The following is a 20,365-nucleotide window of genomic DNA, read 5'->3' as shown; positions in this document are numbered from 1 at the left end:
GAACGCGGCACCTCCCCGTGCCGTCAGTAGAAAGGTAGGCCCAGAAATGGCCGACATCACGATGGACCTCCAGCTGTTCCGTTCCCTCATGGCGCTGGGCCTCCAGCGTCGGCGGGCCGTGTTCCAGGACATCCACAACGTCGCCGCCGTCAAGGGCGGCACCCCCCAGGTCACCGACCCGGGCAGCGTCATCCTGACGCCGGTCAACCCGAGCGCGACGCTCCCCCTGGAGGCCCAGGTCATCAGCCAGGTCAAGGCCCGGATCGCCGCCGCCTCGTAGCGACGCACAGACCGGCTGGGTGTGGGACAGAGCTTCTTGCCCGGATGTCCCACACCCAGCCTTCGCATTCCGCGGGAGGTGTCCGGTGAGCCGGATCTTCGATGGGAGGTACCGGGTGGACAACGTCGACCGGCCCCACGCCACGTGTGACCACGAGGCCACCCGCGTTGCCCGTGCCGCCTGTCGTCGGGCACGCCAGCGCGAGACCGGTGAAGCGCCCGCGCCGAAGCCGGTACGCAAGCGCCCCGCCAAGCGGAACCGATCCCGGCGCAGCGGCGTAGGCGGGCCCATCAAGAAGCCTCCGCTGTCGGATCTCGCGTGGAGCGTGTACGGGCACATGAGGGCGAACCGAGAACAGCAGCCGTTCACTTGGTTCTGGATTCGTTCTGAATTCCCTAACGCCGACGCAGGGGACGTTACGGAGGCTGTTAGCGCTCTGCTCAGTCACGGCAAAATCCGCGAGGAGTCCTGGTGACCAAGACGATCAACGACGACCTTGTGGTGAGTGGGTCGCTCTCGGCAGCCAACATCCTGTTCGGCTCGGTCGAGATGAGCCCCCAGGAGAACACGGCCACCTCGATGGAAGTGAAGACCAACCACGTCGCCACGAATGAGCCCGTGGTTCTCCTCACCGCTCACTCGGCTTACCCGTGGACCAGGGTGCGTGAAGTCGGCTACCGCTTCGCCACTCAGACGGGATTCACCGCCTACATCTTCCGGACCAACGATGTGGCAACCACCGTCCATTGGCTGTCGTGGCAGGAGTTCACGCCGTGAAGCGATCCGAATACGAAGCGGCAGCCGTCGAGTTCCGAGCGCGCCTCAATGCCGAAGCGGCCAAGCCATCGGGTGAGCAGACGTGGCCCGAGCTGGACGACTGGCTTTCCGTGCCCGGCACCGTCACATGCACCACACCCAACTGTGCGGTGTTCGCCGAGCCGTGCTCGGTCACCCTGCACGAGAACGGTGACGGCATCTACCGCGCGCAGTGCGGAGGGTGTGGAACGTCCCTCGATCCTGTCCTGACTCTGGAGGACGACTGATGCCCGGCAGTGGGAGCAGCAATAGCGGGCACGAGTTCCTGCGAGCCATCGCGGGATTCACCGAGGCCAATCCGTCGTCATCCGTGGACAACAGGCCGATCCGACTCGGCGTCATCGACTACGAGTACAACCCCCTGGACTTCCTCGGCAGCATCAACCCAAGGGTCCAGTTCGACGGCGAGACCAAGGTCAGCCGGAAGCGGTACGCCGTCATGTCCGGGTACTACCCGTTGCCTGGCGCGAGGGTCGTCCTCGTCCCGGTCGGCACGACCTACCTGATCATCGGAACCGTCTCGACCCGGCCGATCGATCCCAAGGTCGAGATCTTCACCGAGTCGGACACGTGGGAAGTGGTCTACGGCGCTCGCGTCGTGCGCGTCCAGGTCCAGGCGGGCGGTGGTGCCGGAGGCGGTTGCGTGGCCTCGCCGTTGAACGAAGCCTGTTCGGGCGGCGGTGGTGCTGGGGGTGCGTACGGCGAGTCATGGATCACTGCCAACTCCCTGACTCCCTCCGTGACGGTCACTGTGGGTACGGGTGGAGCGGGAGGCACAGGCACCGGAGGCAGCGGCACACAGTCGTCGTTCGGCTCCTACGTGAGCGCCACGGGCGGACCGGGTGGAGGAAGCAACGGCACCGGCCCCGGTAGTGCCGGTATCTCGGGTGCCACAGGTGCATCTCAGGTCATCGCCGCCGACCTGGCCATCAACGGCTCTGGAGGCGCGGCCGGTATGCGCATGGCCTCGATCGGGGCGTTCGCAGGCGCGGGCGGTAACTCCCACCTCGGCGGTGGAGGTCGCGGCGTTGCTGCCGCTGGCAACCTCGTCACCGGAACGCCAGCAGCCGGGTACGGCGGCGGAGGTGGCGGCGCCTGTAGCGGCATCAACGACAACGCCGCAGCCAACGGAGGCAGCGGCGCCGACGGGGTGGTCATCGTGACCGCGTTCTTCTAGGGGGCTGTGATGAACCATGAAAGATGCGGACACCCAGCCACCGCGAACGCGCGCAGGAAGTGCCGTAGTCAGGCTCGATTGGTACCGGGGGACATGATGCCTCGTGGCCATCGAGGGAACCTGTACCGGTTCCTTGCCGACGGCGAGGTGCGAGAGATCACCACGGAGAAGATCCAGGAGATCCACGGCGGAACCGTCCGGCAATTCATGAAGTGCCTACGGTCCTACGCGATCCGCCACGACCTCGAACTGTCCGTTCGTCAGACGTGGGGCGGGCTCAAGTTCTGCATGGGTGAGGGCCCGCTCCTCTGGCACTCACGCCGAGGGCTCATCACGGATCGTCCGCGAGCAGAGCAGGACGCCCTGTGGAACAACCTGATGGCAGAGCTGGTAGGGCACCGTGACTGACCTGGCCAGAGAAGATGTTGAGCGGCTGGTCCGCATCGAAGCCAAGCTGGACGACGCGCTCACCCGGAGCGCCGAGGATCGCGGCGAGCACGACCGCGACATCCGAGACGTGCGCTTGGAGATCGGGACCACGGAACAGCGCGTGGGCTCCTTGGAGAACTGGCGCTATGCCATCGTCGCCGCACTCCTCATGGGAGCGAGCGGGACAGTGGCTGCCGCCATCAATGCAGTGCCGAAGTGACGTAGCGCGACGCGTGAGCGTGCGTCTCGCGCGTGCTTGCTCCCAAACGGCGCTCAGGCGCGTCTCTCGGCTCCCAGCAGTACGAGCGCGACAGAAGACGCGCGCTCAGCAACCGATCTCGCCAGACGCGCGCTCAGCGTTTCGGCAGGTCAGCGTGCGCCGGCGAGCACGCCGAGAAGCCCCCGACTCGTGGTGAGTCAGGGGCTTCTCTGTTGGGTGTGGTGCGTCAGACGGTCACGCGCTCGACCGTGCTCACGGGGATCTGCTGACGCTTGCCGTCGGCGTCGTTGAACTGGAGGAACTTGATGCTCCAGCCGGTGATGCTCTGAGCGGCGAAGGGTTCTTCCACACCCTTCACGAAGATCGAAGCCGCGGTGCCCTTGTGCTCCTTCCACGTCTCGGACGTGATCTCGACGGGCGCGGCGACCGGAGCGGCGGCGGGCTCGGTCTGTGCCACACCAGCCTTCTCGCTCTTGGCAGTTGCCGACTTCGCCTCTGCCGTCTCGCCGAGTGCGGCGGCTCGCATCGTCTTACGGCAGCCTGCACGCCCAGCCTTCGTGCTCGGGTGAGTGCACTGGCTGTGGTCGAATCGCTGACGGGTCATCTCGTCTCCCTGGTCGCTGTGTCGTTCTGACACGGCTGACGCTAGGAAGTCGACGAGTGCCGTCCGTAGGTTCTCGGCTGGACTCCGTGGCGAACTGTTATCCAGGCTCATGCGTTGGCTTCCTCGTCTCAGGGGCGCTCAGCCCGGGCAGACCAGATGCGGAGCATGATCCGCAGGAGGTCACTGTCGATTACGTCGACCAGCTCGGCGTGGTCGCGATGAGCCCATACCGTCCAGCCAGGGCCGGAGTTGCTCAGCTCGTGGTGGACCGCGACGGCGTCAGCCGGGTCCGTGATCACCTCGTCGCAGTGACGGCACACACGTACCGGCTCACTCATGAGCTGACCCGAGGTTCACGTAGTGGTCGGCCAGCGCGCGGACCGAGCGCGCCAACCGCTGTGCGTGGGCGATCTGTTGAGGCAGCTTCACGCCCGGCTCCATGCGGAGACGCATCTGCGCTTCTCCTATGCACGCCCTCGCGCACGTGGCCGGGATGTCGTCGTTCGGCCAGCGAGCGGCGGCAACCTCGATCTCCGGGATAGCCAGCATGATCATCCCGCGCAGCCGGAGCGTCATGACCACCAGCTCCGGGATGGAGGGAAGCTCCGCGTCTTCCGAGAGGATGAGAGCGGCGGTCTCGCGCATCAACTCCAGGTCGATGGGCGCGTTGGTAGAGGGCTTTCCGTCTGGCGGCCCCGTCCTTACCGGGGACGGTGACTGTGGGCGATGACTAGGCTGGCTCATGTCGTCAGCTCCTCTGTAGCTGGTGGCCATACCCCCGGGCCGTTCGCGCGGTCGCGGGGGCCCTTCGTGTGCTGGTGCTGCTGTCGTGCTCGTGGCGAGCATACGCGCATACGCGTATACGCGGTCGCGTGATCACGCAGATACGCGGACGCTGGGAACCATGGATCTTGACCGTTCAGTGCCCGTCTGGCCCCAGGTAGCGGCCGAGCTTCGGCGCAGGCTGGACGCTGGCCAGTACCCGAAGGGCGAGCGGTTCCCCGCCGTCAACGTGCTGGCCGCTGAGCTGGACGTGGCACCGAGCACGGTGCAGAAAGCTGTGGCCGCTCTCCGTGAAGAGGGACGTCTCTACACCGTGCTCGGGCAAGGCTCGTTCGTCTCGGCCTAGTGGGGTGTGGGACGTGGGTCAGTACCTGTCGCCCAGGTTCTGCACTGCGGCAACCGCGCGCTGTGAGGCCATGTCCGCGCCGTAGCGGCGCAGCATCGCGGGGGACTTCCACCCTCGGATAGCCATGATGTGCTCGCCCGAGACTCCCGCTGCCTTGAGGTCGTCAGCCCAGGTGTGGCAGAAGGAGTGGGGCGAGACCACCTTTGGGTCATACCCAGCTTGCTCGGCCCTGGATTTGGTCATGCGGTGCAGGCCCGCGTACAGGAGACGCGAGCGATTCCGCGTGCCCAGCCATAGCCACTCGTCGTCGGCACGGCGGTGCAGTGCTCGCACGCGGAGATAGCGGGTCAGTGCCTTCACCGTCTTGGGCTGGAGCGGGATCACGCGGCCGTCTGTGGAGTTGCGATCCATCTTGATGGGGACGACGACCAGGGTGCCCGCTCGGAGATCCAGGTCGATGACGCGGAGGTTCAGCACCTCGTCTGAGCGCAGGCCCTCGGTCAGCACGCGCAGGATCGCGTGATCACGGACGGCGTGGAACTCCTTGTTGCCTGGACGCGGTCCCCACTCGGTGACCTTGAGGCAGTCGCTCACGAACTCCTCGGACAGCGTCTTGGGCCTGCCCATCGGGGGAGTGGCGTAGCGCTGGAGCTTCGGGTCGCCGTACGGGTCGGGGACGTCGTACTCCTCGGCCAGGTAGGCGAACAGCGCGCGGAGGTTGCGCTGCGTCGTGTTGGTCCCGCCTGTGTACCCGCCCTTGCCATCCTGGCTCTTGGGCACGTCGTGGGTCTCGTAGTACCAGCGGAAGTAGCGGTTGAGCGTGGCCGTGTCGACGCAGGTGAAGTCATGTTCCACACCAGCCTGAGTCAGCCAGTGGTCGAGCTGCACAGCCGCGTACTTGTAGGCGTTGATCGTGCGCCGCTGGAACGGCCGGCCTTGCTTGTTGGTCGTCGTGCTGAGGTGAAGCTCAAGCTCTGCGATCAGCGACGCGCGTACGTCCTGAGCGCTCCTGACGCTGCGCACAGGCGCCGGTGAGAGCGCGTGCGTCTGTGTCTGTGCAGAGCGCGTGTCGGCGCTCCTGACGCGCGTCTGTGCGCGCAGTGGGTTGCGTGCTGCCATGTGTCTGCTGGCTCCTCGTGCTGGGCCGCTAGACAAGCGCCGGTTACCGAAGCGTCTTGCCTAGCGACCTGCGGTCAGTGAGCCGCAGCAAGAGGACCCAGGAAGCAAAGAAGCCCTGATCCGCGAAGTCGCAGATCAGGGCTACCTTGATCGTGCCCGGTGAGGCACTGGCGGAGGATACGAGATTCGAACTCGTGAGGGGTTGCCCCCAACACGCTTTCCAAGCGTGCGCCCTAGGCCTCTAGGCGAATCCTCCGCCGCAAACAATACAAGACGTTGAGGAGTGCTCGCGAACTCGTTCCCGCCCGCTCGCATCGGGTACTGTTTGGGCAGCCCCTCACGCGGCGCTATCTGACTGAACTCCCCCAGGGCCGGAAGGCAGCAAGGGTAGGTCGGCTCTGGCGGGTGCGTGGGGGGCGCTTGCGTTGTCGGGGGCGGGCGTCCTGCGGCGGGGAGTCCCGTGAAGGGAGTCCTGTGCGTGGGGCTCGTTGTCAGCGGTCGCCTATAACCTCGTATGTGTGTCGTCTCTCGCGCTGTACCGCCGCTATCGCCCGGAGTCGTTCGCCGAGGTCATCGGGCAGGAGCATGTCACCGACCCGCTGCAGCAGGCGCTGCGGAACAACCGGGTCAATCACGCGTACCTGTTCAGCGGGCCGCGTGGGTGCGGGAAGACCACCAGCGCGCGGATTCTGGCCAGGTGCCTGAACTGCGAGCAGGGGCCCACGCCCACGCCGTGCGGGGAGTGCCAGTCCTGCCAGGACCTCGCGCGCAACGGGCCCGGCTCCATCGACGTCATCGAGATCGACGCCGCCTCCCACGGTGGCGTGGACGACGCCCGTGACCTGCGCGAGAAGGCCTTCTTCGGGCCTGCCGGAAGCCGCTACAAGATCTACATCATCGACGAGGCCCACATGGTCACGTCGGCCGGTTTCAACGCGCTCCTCAAGGTCGTCGAGGAGCCGCCGGAGCATCTGAAGTTCATCTTCGCCACCACCGAGCCGGAGAAGGTCATCGGGACCATCCGGTCGCGGACGCATCACTATCCGTTCCGGCTCGTGCCGCCCGGCACGCTGCGCGAGTACCTCGGTGAGGTGTGCCAGAAGGAGGCCATCCCCGTCGCGGACGGCGTGCTTCCGCTCGTTGTGCGCGCCGGCGCCGGATCCGTGCGCGACTCCATGTCCGTCATGGACCAGCTGCTCGCCGGGGCCACCGAGGTCGGTGTGACGTATGCCATGGCGACCTCTCTCCTCGGGTACACGGACAGCTCGCTGCTCGACTCCGTCGTCGAGTCCTTCGCCACGGGGGACGGGGCCGCCGCCTTCGAGGTGGTGGACCGGATCATCGAGGGGGGCAACGACCCCCGGCGGTTCGTCGCCGACCTGCTGGAGCGGCTGCGCGACCTCGTCATCCTCGCCGCCGTGCCGGACGCCGCCGAGAAGGGGCTCATCGACGCCCCGGCCGACGTCATCGAGCGGATGCAGGCCCAGGCCGGCGTCTTCGGCGCCGCGGAGCTCAGTCGCGCCGCCGACCTCGTCAATGAGGGGTTGACCGAGATGCGCGGCGCCACCTCGCCCCGCCTCCAGCTCGAGCTGATCTGCGCACGTGTGCTGCTCCCCGCCGCCTACGGCGACGAGCGCTCCGTCATGGCCCGCCTCGACCGCATCGAGCGCGGCGTGAACTTCTCCGCGGGCGCCGCCACGCCCACCGTGCCCGCGATGCCCGCGATGGGGTACGTGCCCGGGCCGGAGGCCCATGGCGGTGGAGTGGCGGGAGGTGCGCCCGTTCCGGCGGGCGGCGCGCACGTTCCTCCGGGGGACGTGGCCCCGGGGGGCGTGCCCATTGCGCCCGGTGGTGGGGCCGCGGCGGCCCGCGCCGCGGTGCGGGGGCCCCAGCCTCAGCCCCAGCCTCCCCACCCTCAGCCCCAGCCGCAAGCTCCCGCTCCCCAATCCCAGCCGCAGGTTTCCCAAGCTCCCCAGGTCACCCCTGCCCCTGCCCCCGCTCCTGCCGCTGCCTCGGCCCCGCCGGAAGCCCCCGCCCCCGCCCCCGCCCCCGCCCCCGGCGCCTGGCCCACCGCCACCGCCGTAGGCAGCGGGCGTCGGCCCGGCGGCTGGCCCACGGCCGCGCCTGCCGGCGGTGGCGGACGGCCCCCGGCGACCCCCGCTTCCGCCCAGGCCCCCGCCGTCCCTCCGGCCTCGGCTCCCGCGGCCGCCGGGGCCCCCGCCCCGGCTGGGTACGCGCCTCCCGCAGGCGGCCTCGACCCCCGCATGCTCTGGCCCAACATCCTGGAAGCGATCAAGAACCGCCGCCGCTTCACCTGGATCCTGCTCAGCCAGAACGCCCAGGTCGTCGGCTTCGACGGCACGACCCTCCAGCTCGGCTTCGTCAACGCCGGCGCCCGCGACAACTTCGTCAGCAGCGGCAGCGAGGAAGTGCTGAGGCAGGCGCTGTCCGAGCAGTTCAACGTCCAGTGGAAGGTCGACGCGCTCGTCGACCCGTCCGGCGGCTCCACGCCCCCGCCGACCGGCGGCTTCGGCGGTGGCGGAGCTCCGGGTGGTGGCTACGGCGGCCCCGGCCCCGCCGGTGGTTACGGCGGAGGCGGCGGTGGCTACGGCGGGGGTGCGTCCGCCCCGCCCTCGGCGCCGAACGCCCCGGCCCAGCCCGCACCCCGGTCCCCGTCGGCTCCCACCTCCGCGGCTCCCACCTCCGCGGCTCCCGCCTCGCCCCCGCCTCGCCCCGCCGCCCCGGATCCGGTCGCCCCCGAGGACGACACCCCCGAGGACGACGACCCCGACCTCAACGAGTCGGCCCTCTCGGGCTACGAACTGATCGTGCGCGAGCTGGGAGCGACGGTGGTCGAGGAATTCACCAACGAGTAGAGCGACTCCCAGCCTGTCCGGCGTTCGAGGCCCGTTCAGGGCCGGCGGCGGGGGTCTGGGGGCGGCAGCCCTCAGGGGACGCCCACGTCGACACCGGGCCGCTTTGGAGGAACGCACAGTGTCCCCACCCCCCAGGCTTCGGAAGCCCGCACAAAACACCCCGCCCCCCGCCCGTTAGGCTGACCCCCGTGAACGTCCTCGTCATCGGCAGCGGCGCCCGCGAACACGCCCTGTGCCGCTCACTGTCCCTCGACCCCGCCGTCACCGCGCTGCACTGCGCCCCCGGCAACGCCGGAATCGGCGAGGTCGCCGAGCTGCACCAGGTCGACGCCCTGGACGGCAAGGCCGTGTCCGCGCTGGCCGTGGCGCTCGGCGCCGAGCTGGTCGTCGTAGGCCCGGAGGCGCCGCTCGTCGCCGGGGTCGCCGATGCCGTGCGCGAGGTGGGCATCCCGGTCTTCGGTCCTTCCAAGGAGGCCGCGCAGCTGGAGGGCTCCAAGGCGTTCGCCAAGGACGTCATGGCGGCGGCCGAGGTCCCGACCGCCCGCTCGTACGTCTGTACGACGCCGGAGGAGGCCGCCGAGGCCCTCGACGCCTTCGGCCCGCCGTACGTCGTGAAGGACGACGGGCTCGCCGCGGGCAAGGGCGTCGTCGTCACCGACGACCTGGAGGCCGCGGCGGCGCACGCGGCGGCTTGTGAGCGGGTCGTCATCGAGGAGTTCCTCGACGGTCCGGAGGTCTCCCTCTTCGCGATCACCGACGGCGAGACGGTCGTCCCGCTCCAGCCCGCGCAGGACTTCAAGCGCGCGCTCGACGGCGACGAGGGCCCGAACACCGGCGGCATGGGCGCGTACTCGCCGCTGCCGTGGGCCGATGCCAAGCTGGTCGACGAGGTCATGGAGACGGTCCTCCAGCCGACCGTCGACGAGATGCGCCGCCGCGGCACCGCCTTCTCGGGCCTGCTCTACGCCGGGCTCGCGATCACCTCGCGCGGCGTCCGCGTCATCGAGTTCAACGCCCGCTTCGGCGACCCCGAGACGCAGGTCGTGCTCGCCCGTCTGAAGACCCCGCTGGCCGGCGTCCTGCTGGCGGCGGCCACCGGCGACCTCGCCGACCTGCCGGCCCTGCGCTGGAGCGACGACGCGGCCGTCACCGTCGTCGTCGCCTCGCACAACTACCCGGACACTCCGCGCACCGGCGACCCGATCACCGGCCTCGACGAGATCGCCGCCGAGGACGCCCCGCACGCCTACGTCCTGCACGCCGGGACGAGGCGCGACGGGGAGGCGGTCGTCAGCGCGGGCGGCCGCGTCCTGTCCGTCACCGCGAGCGGCAAGGACCTCACCGAGGCGCGCGAGCGGGCGTACAAGGCCGTCGCGCGCATCGGACTCGACGGCTCCCAGCACCGTACGGACATCGCCGCGAAGGCGGCGGCGGAGGCGTAGCCCGCTCGCGAAGAGGCGTCACCCGCTGACGAACATGCAGGTCGCAGGCCCCGGGGTCACCATGGAAGTCGCCATGGAACCCGGGGCCTGATCGTTGCCCACCGTCATACACCTTTCCCCAAAGCCATTCCATCGAGTGAGCGCTGAGCTATCCGGCTGACGGGGGCCGGAGTGCCAACTAGGGTGCGGCGCAAGCGTTCCGGCACTTGGCCCACCGGCATTGCGATGTCAGTCGTGGGTGCCACAGTGGGGGAGTGAGCAAGAGCAGGAGAGGCCGGAGAACCAGAGCGGGGGGTGAGGTGCGGTCGTGACCGGTATGGGTGTGGAGGTGGGAGCGCAGGCCGCGCGGGCCCGTGCGCTGGCCGTGCTGCGGATCCGCAGCCGGGCGTTCGCCGTCGCGCTGCTGCCCGCGGCCGCCGCCGTGATCCTGCTCGCCGGCGGCTCCACGGACCATCTCGTGGGCCCCGGCTGGCACACCGCCCGCTGGGTCGTCTCCGCGGCGGCGCTCCTCGTCCTGCTCGCCGCCGGCGTCGTCGCCGTGGTCGTCGCCCGCGCCCGCCCCGCCGTCAGCCCCACGGTCGCCATCGCCGAGGAGGCGGCCCCCGATCTGTACCGGCTGGTGCGCGATCTCGCCGACCGCCTCGACGTGCCCGCGCCCTCCGCGATAGCGCTCACCCCGGACTGCGACAGCTGGCTGGAGGACCGCACCCACCCGGCCCACGGCCCGCCCGCGCCCCGGTCCGACGACGAGATAGCCGACCCGGGCCACGCAGCCGGCCGAGGCCTGCACCGCCGTACGACGGTCGCGCCCGTTCTCGTCATCGGCTCCCCGTTCCTGTGGTGGATGCGGGTCGCCGAGCTGCGCGCCGTCCTCGCCCCGGTCGTCGCCGGTACGGGCCCTTCGGCGCACCCCGACATAGCCGCGGCCCGGCGCTTCGTGCGCGGGCTCGACGCGGCGGTGGCCGTCTCCGCCGACCGTGGCCGCTGCCTGGGCGTCCGCGTCGTCTGCGTGGGCATCGGCTGGGTCACGCGGCTGCTGCTGCGCAGCTGCCAGGTGCACGCCGCCGAGATGGAGCGCGGTGTGGCCACGGCGGCCGCCGAGCGTGCACAGGCTGTGGACTACGGGCTGCGGATCGTCGCCCAGGAACAGGTGGGGCTGGCGTACGCGGGCTGGGACCGTCTCCTCACGCGCGTGGCGCTGCCCGCCTGGCGGATGGGCCGCTGGCCCTCGCGGCTGGACGCAGGCGTCGTCGCCGCCCTGACCGAGCTGTCCCGGCGCGACCGCCTGGCCGAGGGCTTCGCCTCCCGTCTGGGCGAGCGCCCCGCCTGTGACCTGCTCGAAGAGCCCGGCGCCATCGACGAGGCCGCCTCCCTGCTCGCCGCCCGCCTCTTCCACGGCGGCCCCGCGGAGCCCGGCCCGGACTGGTCGCCGGTGAGCTGGCAGGAGTATCCGGACGAGGTCGTCGACCGCAAGTGGCGCACCGACGCGGCCCGGCTGCACCGCGTCCTGGACGCGGTGGGCGTCTGCCACGCCCCCGACTCCACGGCCTCCCCGACCGCGCACATCAGCCCACACAGCACCCCGCACCTCACCGGTCCCACCCTGGCCCGAGTCCTGGACCACCTGACGGACCCCTCCCCCGCGCCGGACCCCTCCCCCGCGCCGGAACCCGACCCCACGACGGCCGTCACCGCATCAGGGACCGGGACCGCCGACGCGGCCACCGCTGCAACCACGTCAGTGCCCGAGTGCGAGGCGACCGAGGAGGGCGAGGTGACCTACGACCACGAAGGGCAGGACCAGGCCGACGAGGACGACGACCCCGCTCCCAACCCCCGCAGCGTCGCCCTCGCCGCCCGCCTGGGCGTGGAGATCGCCCGGGAGGAAGCGGCGGCCGCGCCCCCGCCCCCCGCCGGCGGCGCCCCCGCGTCCGGCGGCCCGGGGCCGGACGTATCCCTCTGGGACGACGGCGCGCTCCCTCTCTTCCCGCTCCAGCCCCCGCGCACCGAGCGCGAGCTGCTCGCCGATCATGTGACGGCGATGGTGTGCTGCGCGGCGATGGACACCGTCGGCGCGACCCCGGGCCTCGACTGGCTCGACGGGCCGACCCTGCTGGTCGAAGGCGAGCGGGTGGCCGACCTGGCGCCCCGTGTCCTCAGCCTCGTCGAGGACGGCGACGCGACCCCGCTGCGCGCCTGGCTGGTGGAGCTGGGGATACGTCCGGAGAAGCCGGTGCGGCTCGGCTGAGGGAGTCGACCGGGTACCGGATCCCCCGATTCCACTTTCGGCCAATTCGCAACGAATAGTGACCGTCTGCGCGCGTTATGTGATGTGCTGGGGACCGATCGCGCCCATGGCATGGGCAGCCGACATAAGACAAACAGAAGAATCACCGGCGCCGGACGTCGGCACGGCGGCGTCGCACGCACACACACGGGGGCACGAGGGAGGGGAGCGCCATGGCATCGGGACGGGGACGGGGACCAGGACCGGAGCGGATTCGCCGATGGGAGTCGGGAGCCCTGGCCCACGCCGTGACGGACCCCTTCGGCCAGGGCCCCGTCCCGTGGCTGCGCGGCAGCGAGACGTACTTCGACGACACCGGGCACGTAGTCCCCTGGTACGTCGACCCGGACCCGGCCCTCGCCCCGAAGGACGGCGCCACCCGGGTCCCCGAGCCCCGCTCCGCCCACCCCGCCCGCGTTCCCGGCGCCCGCACCTCCGGCGGCCCCCGCTCAGCCGACGACGTCCGCCGCCAGATCAAGGGCTTCACCTCCACCGGCGCGGTCGCCCCCGGCGAGGCCGTCGACTTCCACATCACGGTCGACCCGCCCCAGGAATTCAGCGTCGACATCTACCGCATCGGCCACTACGACGGCGACGGCGCCGCCAAGATCACCACCAGCCCGCGCCTCTCCGGCATCGTCCAGCCCCCGCCGCTGACCGCCGACCGCACGGTCTCCTGCCACCACTGGTGGCTCTCCTGGCGCCTCCAGGTCCCGTCCTACTGGAAGGTCGGCGCCTACGTCGCCGTCCTCACCACCGTCGACGGCTACCGCTCCCACATTCCCTTCACGGTCCGTGACCAGCACCCCGCCGACCTGCTCCTGCTGCTCCCCGACATCACCTGGCAGGCCTACAACCTCTACCCCGAGGACGGCCACACCGGCGCGAGCCTCTACCACGCCTGGGACGACGACGGCCGCCTCCTCGGCGAGGCGGACGCCGCGACCACCGTCTCCTTCGACCGCCCGTACGCGGGCGCCGGCCTCCCCCTGCACGTCGGCCACGCCTACGACTTCGTCCGCTGGGCCGAGCGCTACGGCTACGACCTCGCCTACGCCGACGCCCGCGACCTGCACGCCGGTCACATCGACCCCACCCGCTACCGAGGCCTGGTCTTCCCGGGCCATGACGAGTACTGGTCGACGGCCATGCGCCGCACCGTGGAACTCGCCCGCGACAGCGGCACCTCGCTCGTCTTCCTCTCCGCCAACACCCTGTACTGGCAGGTGGAGTTGGGGCCCTCCCCGTCCGGGGTCCCGGCCCGGCTGCTCACCTGCCGCAAGCGCAAGGGCCCCGGAAAGCCCGTCCTCTGGCGCGAGATCGACCGCGCCGAACAGCAGCTCGTCGGCATCCAGTACGCGGGCCGGGTGCCCGAGCCGCACCCGCTGATCGTGCGTAACGCAGACCATTGGCTGTGGGAGGCCACCGGCGCGCGCGAGGGCGACGGCATCGAGGGCCTGGTCGCCGGCGAGGCCGACCGCTACTTCCCGCGCACCCCCCTCCCGCCCCACGAGGACCGCATCCTCCTCGCCCACTCCCCGTACGCCGACGGCGAGGGCGTCCTGCGCCACCAGGAGACCTCCCTCTACCGCGCCGCCTCCGGCGCCCTGGTCTTCGCCTCCGGCACCTTCGCCTGGTCCCCGGCCCTGGACCGCCCCGGCCATGTGGACCCCCGTGTCCAGCGCGCCACCGCCAACCTCCTGGACCGCATCTGCAAGCGCGACTGACCCCCGTAGGCCCCTCCCCGCATCCCGCTGCCCGGACCCGGACGCTCATACGGGACAATCGAGCCGTTAGGTCAGAACCACGGGGAGGAACCGTGTCCGGATTCGTAGAAAAGCCCGAGCCGCTTCAGGTGCCGGGCCTGGTGCATCTGCACACCGGCAAGGTGCGCGAGCTGTACCAGAACGAGGCGGGCGACCTCGTGATGGTCGCCGGCGACCGTACGTCCGCGTACGACTGGGTGCTGCCGACGGAGATCCCCGACAAGGGCCGCATCCTCACCCAGCTGTCCCTGTGGTGGTTCGACCAGCTCGCCGACCTGGTCCCCCACCACGTCCTGAGCACCGAACTGCCCGCCGGCGCCCCCGCCGACTGGGCCGGCCGCACCCTGATCTGCAAGTCGCTGAAGATGGTCCCCGTCGAGTGCGTGGCCCGCGGCTACCTGACCGGCTCCGGCCTGGTCGAGTACGACGAGTCCCGCACGGTCTGCGGCCTCGCCCTGCCCGAGGGCCTGGTCGACGGCAGCGAGCTCCCCGCCCCGATCTTCACCCCGGCCACCAAGGCCGCCGTCGGCGAGCACGACGAGAACGTCTCCTACGAGGAGGTCGCCCGCCAGGTCGGCGCCGACACCGCCGCCCAGCTGCGCCAGGCGACCCTCGCCGTCTACGGCCGGGCCCGCGACATCGCCCGCGACCGGGGCATCATCCTGGCGGACACCAAGTTCGAGTTCGGCTTCGAGGGCGAGACGCTGGTCATCGCCGACGAGGTCCTCACCCCGGACTCCTCCCGCTTCTGGCCGGCCGACCAATGGCAGCCGGGCCGTGCGCAGCAGTCGTACGACAAGCAGTTCGTGCGCGACTGGCTGACCTCGCCGGCCTCCGGCTGGGACCGCAAGAGCGAGCAGCCCCCGCCGCCGCTGCCCCCGGAGATCGTCGACGCGACCCGCGCGAAGTACGTCGAGGCGTACGAGCGCTTGACCGGCACGAGCTGGAGCTAGCGGCCCCGGCGCCGACAGCATCGGAGCGGCACGAGAAAGGCCCCCGGAGAACCGGGGGCCTTTCCTGATACCGAGCGGACGACCAGGTTCGAACTGGCGACCTCAACCTTGGCAAGGTTGCGCTCTACCAACTGAGCTACGTCCGCACTGCGCCGTGGTGACCCTGGTGCAGGTGCCGTGGCGCGAGAACAACTATACCCAACCCCGCTCGCGTGCGAGCCGCACCGCCGCGTGCCGGTTCTCCGCCCCGAGCTTGGAGACGGCCGACGACAGATAGTTGCGCACGGTCCCCGGCGACAGCGCGGCCCGCTCGGCGATCTCCGCGACGGGCGCTCCGTCGGCGGCGAGTTCGAGCACCTCGGCCTCGCGCGTGGTCAGCGGCGAGTCCCCGGCGGCGATGGCGTCGGCGGCCAACTCCGGGTCGACGTAGCGGTTTCCGGCGTGCACGGTACGGATGATCTCCGCGAGCCGCTGCGCGCTCACCGTCTTCGGGACGAACCCGCGCACACCCGCCGCAAGCGCTCGCTTGAGGTGCCCGGGCCGGCCGTGACTGGTGACGATCAGTGCCTGGCAGCCGGGCAGTTCGGCACGCAGCGATGTGGCGACCTTCACACCGTCCGCGCCCGGCATCTGCAGATCCAGCACGGCTACGTCGGGCTCGTGCGCCCGCGCCATCGCCAGCGCCTCCGGTCCGGTGGCCGCCTCGGCGACGACCGCCAGGTCGTCCTCCAGCGAGAGCAGCGCGGCCAGTGCACCCCGGATGAGGTGCTCGTCGTCGGCGAGCAGCACCCGCACCGGCGTCGGCGCCGTCATGACGTGACCTCGCTCACCACTTCGCCGACGGTCGCGACCTGCCCGCTCAAGGGCACCTCGGCCACCACCCGGAACACGCCCGTCCCCACGAACTCCGCCTCCAAGGTCCCGTCGACCTTCCGCAGCCGCTCCCGCAGCCCGGCGAGACCGGATCCACTGCCGAGATCGGATCCACTGCCGATGCCAGATCCACCGCCGAGACCGGATCCACCGCCGAGCCCCGACCCGTCGCCGCCGACGGCGGCCGTGCCCGCCCCATCGTTCTCCACCGTCAACACCACACGCCTCTCCATCCCTGCCGTCCCCGCCGTCCCCTCGGTCCCCGCCGTCCCCTCGGTCCCCGCCGTCCCCTCCGTCACCCGCAACATCACCGAACACCGCCCTGCGTCCCCGTGCCGCAGCACGTTGGTGGTCGCCTCCCGCACCACCCAGCCCAGCGCCGACTGCACCCCCGCGGGCAGCGCGCCGACCTCCCCGTGGACCTCGCACGCGATCCCGGCCGCCGTCAACACCCCCTGCGCTCCGGCGAGTTCGACCCCGAGGTCGGCCTCCCGATAACCCCGTACGACATCGCGCACCTCCCGCTGCGACTCCCGCGCGATGCGCTGCACCTCGATCATCTGGTCCACGGCCTCCGGCCGCCCGCGACGGGCCAGCTGCACGGCCAGCTCGCTCTTCAGGGCGATCACCGCCAGGTTCCTCCCCATCACGTCGTGCAGATCCCGCCCGAACCGCAGCCGTTCCTCGGCGACGGCGAGCCGGGCGCGGGTCTCGCGGGCCTCGTCGAGGGCGTACACGGCGTTGAGCAGCCAGACGGAGAACACGGAGGTGAAAGCCAGGAACCCGCTGCCGAGCAGCACGCCCGCCATGGTGAGCAGGGTCGCGGGCCCGGGCATGCCGATCGGGAACGCCACGACCCCGGAGCCGAGGGCGAAGCCGACGACGATCGCGAACACGCGCCGCCGCCTGCGCACGCCGAGCGCGATGGCGCCGGCCCCGAAGATCAGGACGACCGCGAAGACCGTGCCCGCGGCGGTGTCGACGTCGTCACCGGCAGGGCCGCGTTCCGCGACGCCGACCGCCGCGACGGCGACCGCCGCGGTGACGGCGGCGAGCGTCCACAGCAGCCGGAGCGGCTGGGGACGGCGACCGCGCGTCCAGTCCAGTGCACGCGAGACCGTCAGGAAGCCCACGCCCGCGTGCAGGCACACCAGCATCAGCAGCCAGCCCCCGAGCCCTGTGCCGAGCGCGCCGAGGAGCGGCAGCCCGACCGAGAGGACCTCGATCACCCCGAAGAAGTGGAACGAGCACCGCGTGTACGTCTCGACCTTCGCCGGCGTGCTCTTGCGCCGCCACCAGCCCCCCGGCTCCCGCATCGTCGCGTCCCCTGTTCCCCGTACGTCGGCTGGTGTTCCGGTGGCTCTGGTACGCCGGTTGTTCCCGTGGCTCTCGTACGTCAGCGCCGCGGTTCCCAGCGGAACCACCGCTGTACAGCAAACACCGCCAGCACGGTCCAGGCCAGCGCGGTCGCCAGGGCGCCCAGGGCCTCGTAGGCCGACAGGTTCCCGGTCCAGCCGCCGCGGACGAGGGTGATGACCGGGGTGAGCGGCAGCAGTTCGCAGAAGGAGGCGAGCCGGTCGGGCAGCATCTCCAGGGGCACGGCGATGCCGGAGCCGATCATCGAGACCAGCACCATCGGCATCGTGGTGACCTGCGCGCTCTCCACCGTGCGGGTCACGGTCGCCGTGACCGCGGCCAGCGCCGCGCACATCACCAGGCCCAACAGCAGCCCCAGGACGGCGAGATGGGGCGCCTGGGGCGCGGGGACGTCGAGCAGGACCGTACAGCCCGCCACCAGCACCAGGGACTGCACCAGGCCCGTGGCGAGCACCGGCAGCGCGGATCCGGCGAGGATCTCGGCGTCCCGCAGCTCACCGGTGCGCAGCCGCTTCAGCACGAGTTCCTCGCGCCGGGCGGTGTAGATGGCGGCGAGTGCGCCGTACACCCCGAACAGCAGGGAGAAGCCGATCGAGGCGGGCAGCAGGACGAGGCCGACGGTGAGTCCGACGTCCTCGACGTCCATGTCCTCGATCACCGACGACAGGCTCAGCGGCAGCACGAGCGGTACCAGCACGGCCGCGACGAGCGTGCTCTTGCTCCGTCCGAGCAGGGTGAGCTCGGCGCGGGCGAGGGCGGCCATCCGGCCGGCGGGAGTCGTGACCGGGCGGGCGGCCGAGCGGGCGGCCGGGTCCTTGACCATGTCGACGCTCATGCCGCGACCTCCTGTTCCGTCTGTTCCGTACGACCCTGTTCTGTACGACCCTGCTCCGACGCTTCCTTGGCGATCCCCAGGAACGCCTCCTCCAGCGAGGCCGACCGCACGTCCAGCCGCCCCAGCGCGACCCCGGCCCCCTCGGCCCACACCAGCAGCCCGGTGGCCGCCCGCTGCAGCTCGTGCGTGCGCAGCCGTACGACGCGCCCGTCGACCTCGTGACCGCTCACCCCCAGCTGCGCCAGCGGCGGCAGGTCGCCGACGAAGTACCCCTCGGGCAGCTCGAAGGCGATCCGGGACGGCTGGGCGCCGGTCACCTCGGCGGGCGTCCCGGCGGCCGCGATGCGCCCCTGGTGCAGGATGGCGAGCCGGTCGGCGAGGTTCTCGGCCTCCTCCAGGTAGTGCGTGGTCAGCAGCACCGTCGTACCGGCGTCGCGCAGGGCGCGCACCAGGTCCCAGGTGTCCCGGCGGCCCTCTGCGTCCAGGCCGGTCGTCGGCTCGTCCAGGAACAGCACCTCGGGTTCGCCGAGCACCGCGAGCGCCAGATCGAGCCGCCGCCGCTCGCCCCCGGACAACTGCTTGACCCGTACGTCGGCCCGCGCGGCGAGCCCGACCAGCGACAGCGCCTCTTCGACGGGACGAGCGCCGCTCACGCAGCCGGCCCACATCCGCGCGGTCTCGGCGACGGTCAGCTCGGACGGGAAGCCGCCCTCCTGGAGCATCACGCCGGTGCGCGGCCGTACGGCGGCCCGCTCGCGGTAGGGGTCGTGGCCGAGGACGGCGATCCGCCCGCCGTCGGGCCGCGCGAGGCCCTCCAGGAGTTCGACGGTCGAGGTCTTCCCGGCCCCGTTGGTGCCCAGCAACGCGAAGATCTCGCCGCGGCCGACGTGGAAGGAGATCCCGCGGACCGCCTCGAACCCGCCCCCGTACACACGCCGAAGGTCAGTGACCTCAATCACGTGTTCGTGTTCATCCGTGTCCATGCCTTCAGCCTCCCCGCGGACGGGGACCGACAGCAGTGCGCGGTGTCACCACTCCTTGTGACAAATGTCAGTCGGAGTCCGGAGCTGGGACGGGGCGCACGAAAAAGCCCCGGCCGATGACCGGGGCTTCTACGATGGAGCGGACGACGAGGCTCGAACTCGCGACCTCAACCTTGGCAAGGTTGCGCTCTACCAACTGAGCTACGTCCGCATTGCCTCCGACCGGCTCTCACCGATCGGCGCGAGCACCAGCCTACCCGATCCACCACAGTGGTCCGGACGGCGATGCAGAGCGGGTGACAGGAATTGCACACTGCGCCTTCCCCCTGGAAGGGGGATGTTCTGCTACTGAACTACACCCGCGTGTACTCCGTGAGCCGGGCCCTTCGGCCTTGCCCCTCGGCGTGTTCCAGACTCTAGCTGACCAGGAGGGGTGCAGCGCAAGTCGGTTCTCCCGAGGGGCGGATGACCGGCCGTCGCCCGTGGCTCACGGGCGCGGCTCGCAGCTCACGGGCACGGCTGTGCCAAGAGGGTCACTGAGCCTCGGCGAACGCCTCGTAGACCTTCTTGGGGATGCGCCCGCGGGCCGGCACCTCCAGCTTGTTGGCCTGGGCCCAGGCCCGGACGGCCGCGGGGTCGGGGGCGACCTCCGTCTGCTTGTACGCCTTGCCGGACCTCGACCGCTTGCGGCCGGCGTCCACGTAGGGCTCGAGCGCCTTACGCAGTTTCTTGGCATTGGCTTCATTCAGGTCGATCTCGTACGACTTGCCGTCGAGTCCGAAGGCGATCGTTTCCGCCGCTTCCGAGCCGTCGATGTCGTCAAAGAGAGTGACCACGACCTTCTGCGCCACGAATATCGGTCCCTTCGTGCGACAGCTCTGCGATGACGTGCCAAGACGTCACGGAGATGTCGACTGTCAGCCAGTTATGGGGCAAAGTATCGGCTATTGCCAATTCATTTGTACAGTGCCCGGCATTGCAATGTGAAGCCCGACTAAATCTCCCCGCGTGTCTCGGCGCAATGGGCAAGCCGGGCGTATCACGGATCTTTCCCTGAACTTTTCGTGAAGGCACTGGTCCGATACCGGATCGTGATGGCGCTCACGTAGTTTCCTACAACTCTACTCGCGTAGAAATTTTGTGCGGGTAGTCTGAAGACACCTGTTGGAGACACCTGCAGGGACCCTGCTCAGCACCAC

General features: G+C 70.6%; 20 protein-coding genes, 4 tRNA genes and 1 other RNA gene. 12 read left to right on the top strand and 13 right to left on the bottom strand.

All coding sequences use genetic code 11. The features are described from left to right. Window positions 1-46: 46 nt before the first annotated feature. From OG562_RS20240 to OG562_RS20220, 5 genes are all read left to right on the top strand, one after another. Entirely contained in the window at window positions 47-280 is a 234-nt protein-coding gene (locus OG562_RS20240; RefSeq protein WP_266399749.1) for a hypothetical protein, read from the top strand. 471 nt (window positions 281-751) lie between these two features. Then, window positions 752-1,057 (top strand): hypothetical protein, encoded by a 306-nt coding sequence (locus tag OG562_RS20235; RefSeq protein WP_266399747.1) that lies wholly within the window; start codon window positions 752-754, stop codon window positions 1,055-1,057. Then, a complete protein-coding gene (locus OG562_RS20230) occupies window positions 1,054-1,323 on the top strand; it encodes a hypothetical protein (RefSeq protein ID WP_266399746.1) in 270 nt (89 codons plus the stop codon). Before OG562_RS20235 ends, OG562_RS20230 begins: the two co-directional genes overlap by 4 nt. Then, entirely contained in the window at window positions 1,323-2,273 is a 951-nt protein-coding gene (locus OG562_RS20225; RefSeq protein ID WP_266399745.1) for a hypothetical protein, read from the top strand. Before OG562_RS20230 ends, OG562_RS20225 begins: the two co-directional genes overlap by 1 nt. Before the next feature lie 400 nt (window positions 2,274-2,673). Next, window positions 2,674-2,922: a hypothetical protein gene (locus OG562_RS20220; protein WP_266399742.1), complete on the top strand. Its 249-nt coding sequence runs from the start codon at window positions 2,674-2,676 to the stop codon at window positions 2,920-2,922. A 226-nt stretch (window positions 2,923-3,148) separates the two neighbouring features. Here OG562_RS20220 and OG562_RS20215 read toward each other — a convergent pair whose 3' ends face one another. The 3 genes from OG562_RS20215 to OG562_RS20205 form a co-directional block, all read right to left on the bottom strand. Beyond that, on the bottom strand, window positions 3,149-3,448 hold the full coding sequence (locus OG562_RS20215; protein WP_266399740.1) for a hypothetical protein: 300 nt from the start codon (window positions 3,446-3,448) through the stop codon (window positions 3,149-3,151). Window positions 3,449-3,654: 206 nt separating this feature from the next. After that, a complete protein-coding gene (locus OG562_RS20210; protein ID WP_266399737.1) occupies window positions 3,655-3,864 on the bottom strand; it encodes a hypothetical protein in 210 nt (69 codons plus the stop codon). Next, window positions 3,857-4,171 (bottom strand): DUF6415 family natural product biosynthesis protein, encoded by a 315-nt coding sequence (locus tag OG562_RS20205; RefSeq protein WP_266399734.1) that lies wholly within the window; start codon window positions 4,169-4,171, stop codon window positions 3,857-3,859. The genes OG562_RS20210 and OG562_RS20205 overlap by 8 nt, the downstream gene beginning before the upstream one ends. A 259-nt stretch (window positions 4,172-4,430) precedes the next feature. Here OG562_RS20205 and OG562_RS20200 point away from each other — a divergent pair, with 259 nt between their 5' ends. Then, entirely contained in the window at window positions 4,431-4,655 is a 225-nt protein-coding gene (locus tag OG562_RS20200; RefSeq protein WP_266399731.1) for a GntR family transcriptional regulator, read from the top strand. A gap of 18 nt (window positions 4,656-4,673) precedes the next feature. Here OG562_RS20200 and OG562_RS20195 read toward each other — a convergent pair whose 3' ends face one another. Further along, entirely contained in the window at window positions 4,674-5,774 is a 1,101-nt protein-coding gene (locus OG562_RS20195; protein ID WP_266399728.1) for a site-specific integrase, read from the bottom strand. Between the two features lie 168 nt (window positions 5,775-5,942). Next, window positions 5,943-6,030, bottom strand: a tRNA-Ser gene (locus OG562_RS20190). A 72-nt stretch (window positions 6,031-6,102) separates the two neighbouring features. Between OG562_RS20190 and ffs the strand changes: the two genes are divergently transcribed. The 6 genes from ffs (at window position 6,103) to OG562_RS20160 (ending at window position 15,098) form a co-directional block, all read left to right on the top strand. Then, window positions 6,103-6,201, top strand: an RNA gene (ffs, locus tag OG562_RS20185) — signal recognition particle sRNA small type. Between the two features lie 91 nt (window positions 6,202-6,292). After that, on the top strand, window positions 6,293-8,650 hold the full coding sequence (locus OG562_RS20180) for a DNA polymerase III subunit gamma and tau (protein WP_266399725.1): 2,358 nt from the start codon (window positions 6,293-6,295) through the stop codon (window positions 8,648-8,650). Between the two features lie 188 nt (window positions 8,651-8,838). Beyond that, complete coding sequence (gene purD, locus OG562_RS20175) at window positions 8,839-10,092, top strand: phosphoribosylamine--glycine ligase (RefSeq protein WP_266399723.1); 1,254 nt, start codon at window positions 8,839-8,841, stop codon at window positions 10,090-10,092. A 316-nt stretch (window positions 10,093-10,408) separates the two neighbouring features. Continuing rightward, on the top strand, window positions 10,409-12,340 hold the full coding sequence (locus OG562_RS20170) for a hypothetical protein (protein WP_266409415.1): 1,932 nt from the start codon (window positions 10,409-10,411) through the stop codon (window positions 12,338-12,340). Between the two features lie 212 nt (window positions 12,341-12,552). Beyond that, the gene (locus OG562_RS20165) at window positions 12,553-14,106 is read left to right on the top strand and encodes a N,N-dimethylformamidase beta subunit family domain-containing protein (protein WP_266399721.1); all 1,554 of its coding nucleotides are present in this window, start codon (window positions 12,553-12,555) and stop codon (window positions 14,104-14,106) included. A 92-nt stretch (window positions 14,107-14,198) separates the two neighbouring features. After that, a complete protein-coding gene (locus tag OG562_RS20160) occupies window positions 14,199-15,098 on the top strand; it encodes a phosphoribosylaminoimidazolesuccinocarboxamide synthase (RefSeq protein WP_266399718.1) in 900 nt (299 codons plus the stop codon). A gap of 73 nt (window positions 15,099-15,171) precedes the next feature. On the opposite strand, the gene OG562_RS20155 is transcribed toward OG562_RS20160, so the two are convergent. From OG562_RS20155 to OG562_RS20120, 8 genes are all read right to left on the bottom strand, one after another. Further along, a tRNA-Gly gene (locus tag OG562_RS20155) sits at window positions 15,172-15,244 on the bottom strand. A gap of 46 nt (window positions 15,245-15,290) precedes the next feature. Further along, window positions 15,291-15,911 carry a response regulator transcription factor gene (locus OG562_RS20150; protein WP_266399717.1) on the bottom strand — a complete coding sequence of 207 codons (621 nt, stop codon included), beginning with the start codon at window positions 15,909-15,911 and terminating at the stop codon, window positions 15,291-15,293. Next, complete coding sequence (locus OG562_RS20145; RefSeq protein WP_266399714.1) at window positions 15,908-17,287, bottom strand: sensor histidine kinase; 1,380 nt, start codon at window positions 17,285-17,287, stop codon at window positions 15,908-15,910. The genes OG562_RS20150 and OG562_RS20145 overlap by 4 nt, the downstream gene beginning before the upstream one ends. A gap of 80 nt (window positions 17,288-17,367) precedes the next feature. Beyond that, window positions 17,368-18,183 carry an ABC transporter permease gene (locus tag OG562_RS20140; RefSeq protein WP_266399712.1) on the bottom strand — a complete coding sequence of 272 codons (816 nt, stop codon included), beginning with the start codon at window positions 18,181-18,183 and terminating at the stop codon, window positions 17,368-17,370. Then, window positions 18,180-19,166, bottom strand: a complete 987-nt coding sequence (locus tag OG562_RS20135) for an ABC transporter ATP-binding protein (RefSeq protein ID WP_266399710.1) — start codon at window positions 19,164-19,166, stop codon at window positions 18,180-18,182. The genes OG562_RS20140 and OG562_RS20135 overlap by 4 nt, the downstream gene beginning before the upstream one ends. Before the next feature lie 135 nt (window positions 19,167-19,301). Further along, window positions 19,302-19,377, bottom strand: a tRNA-Gly gene (locus OG562_RS20130). A gap of 80 nt (window positions 19,378-19,457) precedes the next feature. Beyond that, window positions 19,458-19,529 (bottom strand) — tRNA-Gly (locus tag OG562_RS20125). Between the two features lie 170 nt (window positions 19,530-19,699). Further along, the gene (locus tag OG562_RS20120; protein WP_266399707.1) at window positions 19,700-20,017 is read right to left on the bottom strand and encodes an Lsr2 family protein; all 318 of its coding nucleotides are present in this window, start codon (window positions 20,015-20,017) and stop codon (window positions 19,700-19,702) included. Window positions 20,018-20,365: the final 348 nt, after the last annotated feature.

Origin of the sequence: Streptomyces sp. NBC_01275 (assembly GCF_026340655.1) — a bacterium.
In the GTDB taxonomy this organism is placed as follows: domain Bacteria; phylum Actinomycetota; class Actinomycetes; order Streptomycetales; family Streptomycetaceae; genus Streptomyces.
This window is presented reverse-complemented; position numbering and strand designations above follow the sequence as displayed.

Bases quoted from the DNA above. Each gene is read 5' to 3' on its own strand.
- OG562_RS20240 (WP_266399749.1), top strand. From the start codon at position 47: ATGGCCGACATCACGATGGACCTCCAGCTGTTCCGTTCCCTCATGGCG.
- OG562_RS20225 (WP_266399745.1), top strand. From the start codon at position 1,323: ATGCCCGGCAGTGGGAGCAGCAATAGCGGGCACGAGTTCCTGCGAGCC.
- OG562_RS20215 (WP_266399740.1), bottom strand. From the start codon at position 3,448: ATGCGAGCCGCCGCACTCGGCGAGACGGCAGAGGCGAAGTCGGCAACT.
- OG562_RS20210 (WP_266399737.1), bottom strand. From the start codon at position 3,864: ATGAGTGAGCCGGTACGTGTGTGCCGTCACTGCGACGAGGTGATCACG.
- OG562_RS20205 (WP_266399734.1), bottom strand. From the start codon at position 4,171: ATGCGCGAGACCGCCGCTCTCATCCTCTCGGAAGACGCGGAGCTTCCC.
- OG562_RS20200 (WP_266399731.1), top strand. From the start codon at position 4,431: ATGGATCTTGACCGTTCAGTGCCCGTCTGGCCCCAGGTAGCGGCCGAG.
- OG562_RS20195 (WP_266399728.1), bottom strand. From the start codon at position 5,774: ATGGCAGCACGCAACCCACTGCGCGCACAGACGCGCGTCAGGAGCGCC.
- OG562_RS20170 (WP_266409415.1), top strand. From the start codon at position 10,409: ATGGGTGTGGAGGTGGGAGCGCAGGCCGCGCGGGCCCGTGCGCTGGCC.
- OG562_RS20165 (WP_266399721.1), top strand. From the start codon at position 12,553: ATGGCATCGGGACGGGGACGGGGACCAGGACCGGAGCGGATTCGCCGA.
- OG562_RS20150 (WP_266399717.1), bottom strand. From the start codon at position 15,911: ATGACGGCGCCGACGCCGGTGCGGGTGCTGCTCGCCGACGACGAGCAC.
- OG562_RS20145 (WP_266399714.1), bottom strand. From the start codon at position 17,287: ATGCGGGAGCCGGGGGGCTGGTGGCGGCGCAAGAGCACGCCGGCGAAG.
- OG562_RS20140 (WP_266399712.1), bottom strand. From the start codon at position 18,183: ATGAGCGTCGACATGGTCAAGGACCCGGCCGCCCGCTCGGCCGCCCGC.
- OG562_RS20135 (WP_266399710.1), bottom strand. From the start codon at position 19,166: ATGGACACGGATGAACACGAACACGTGATTGAGGTCACTGACCTTCGG.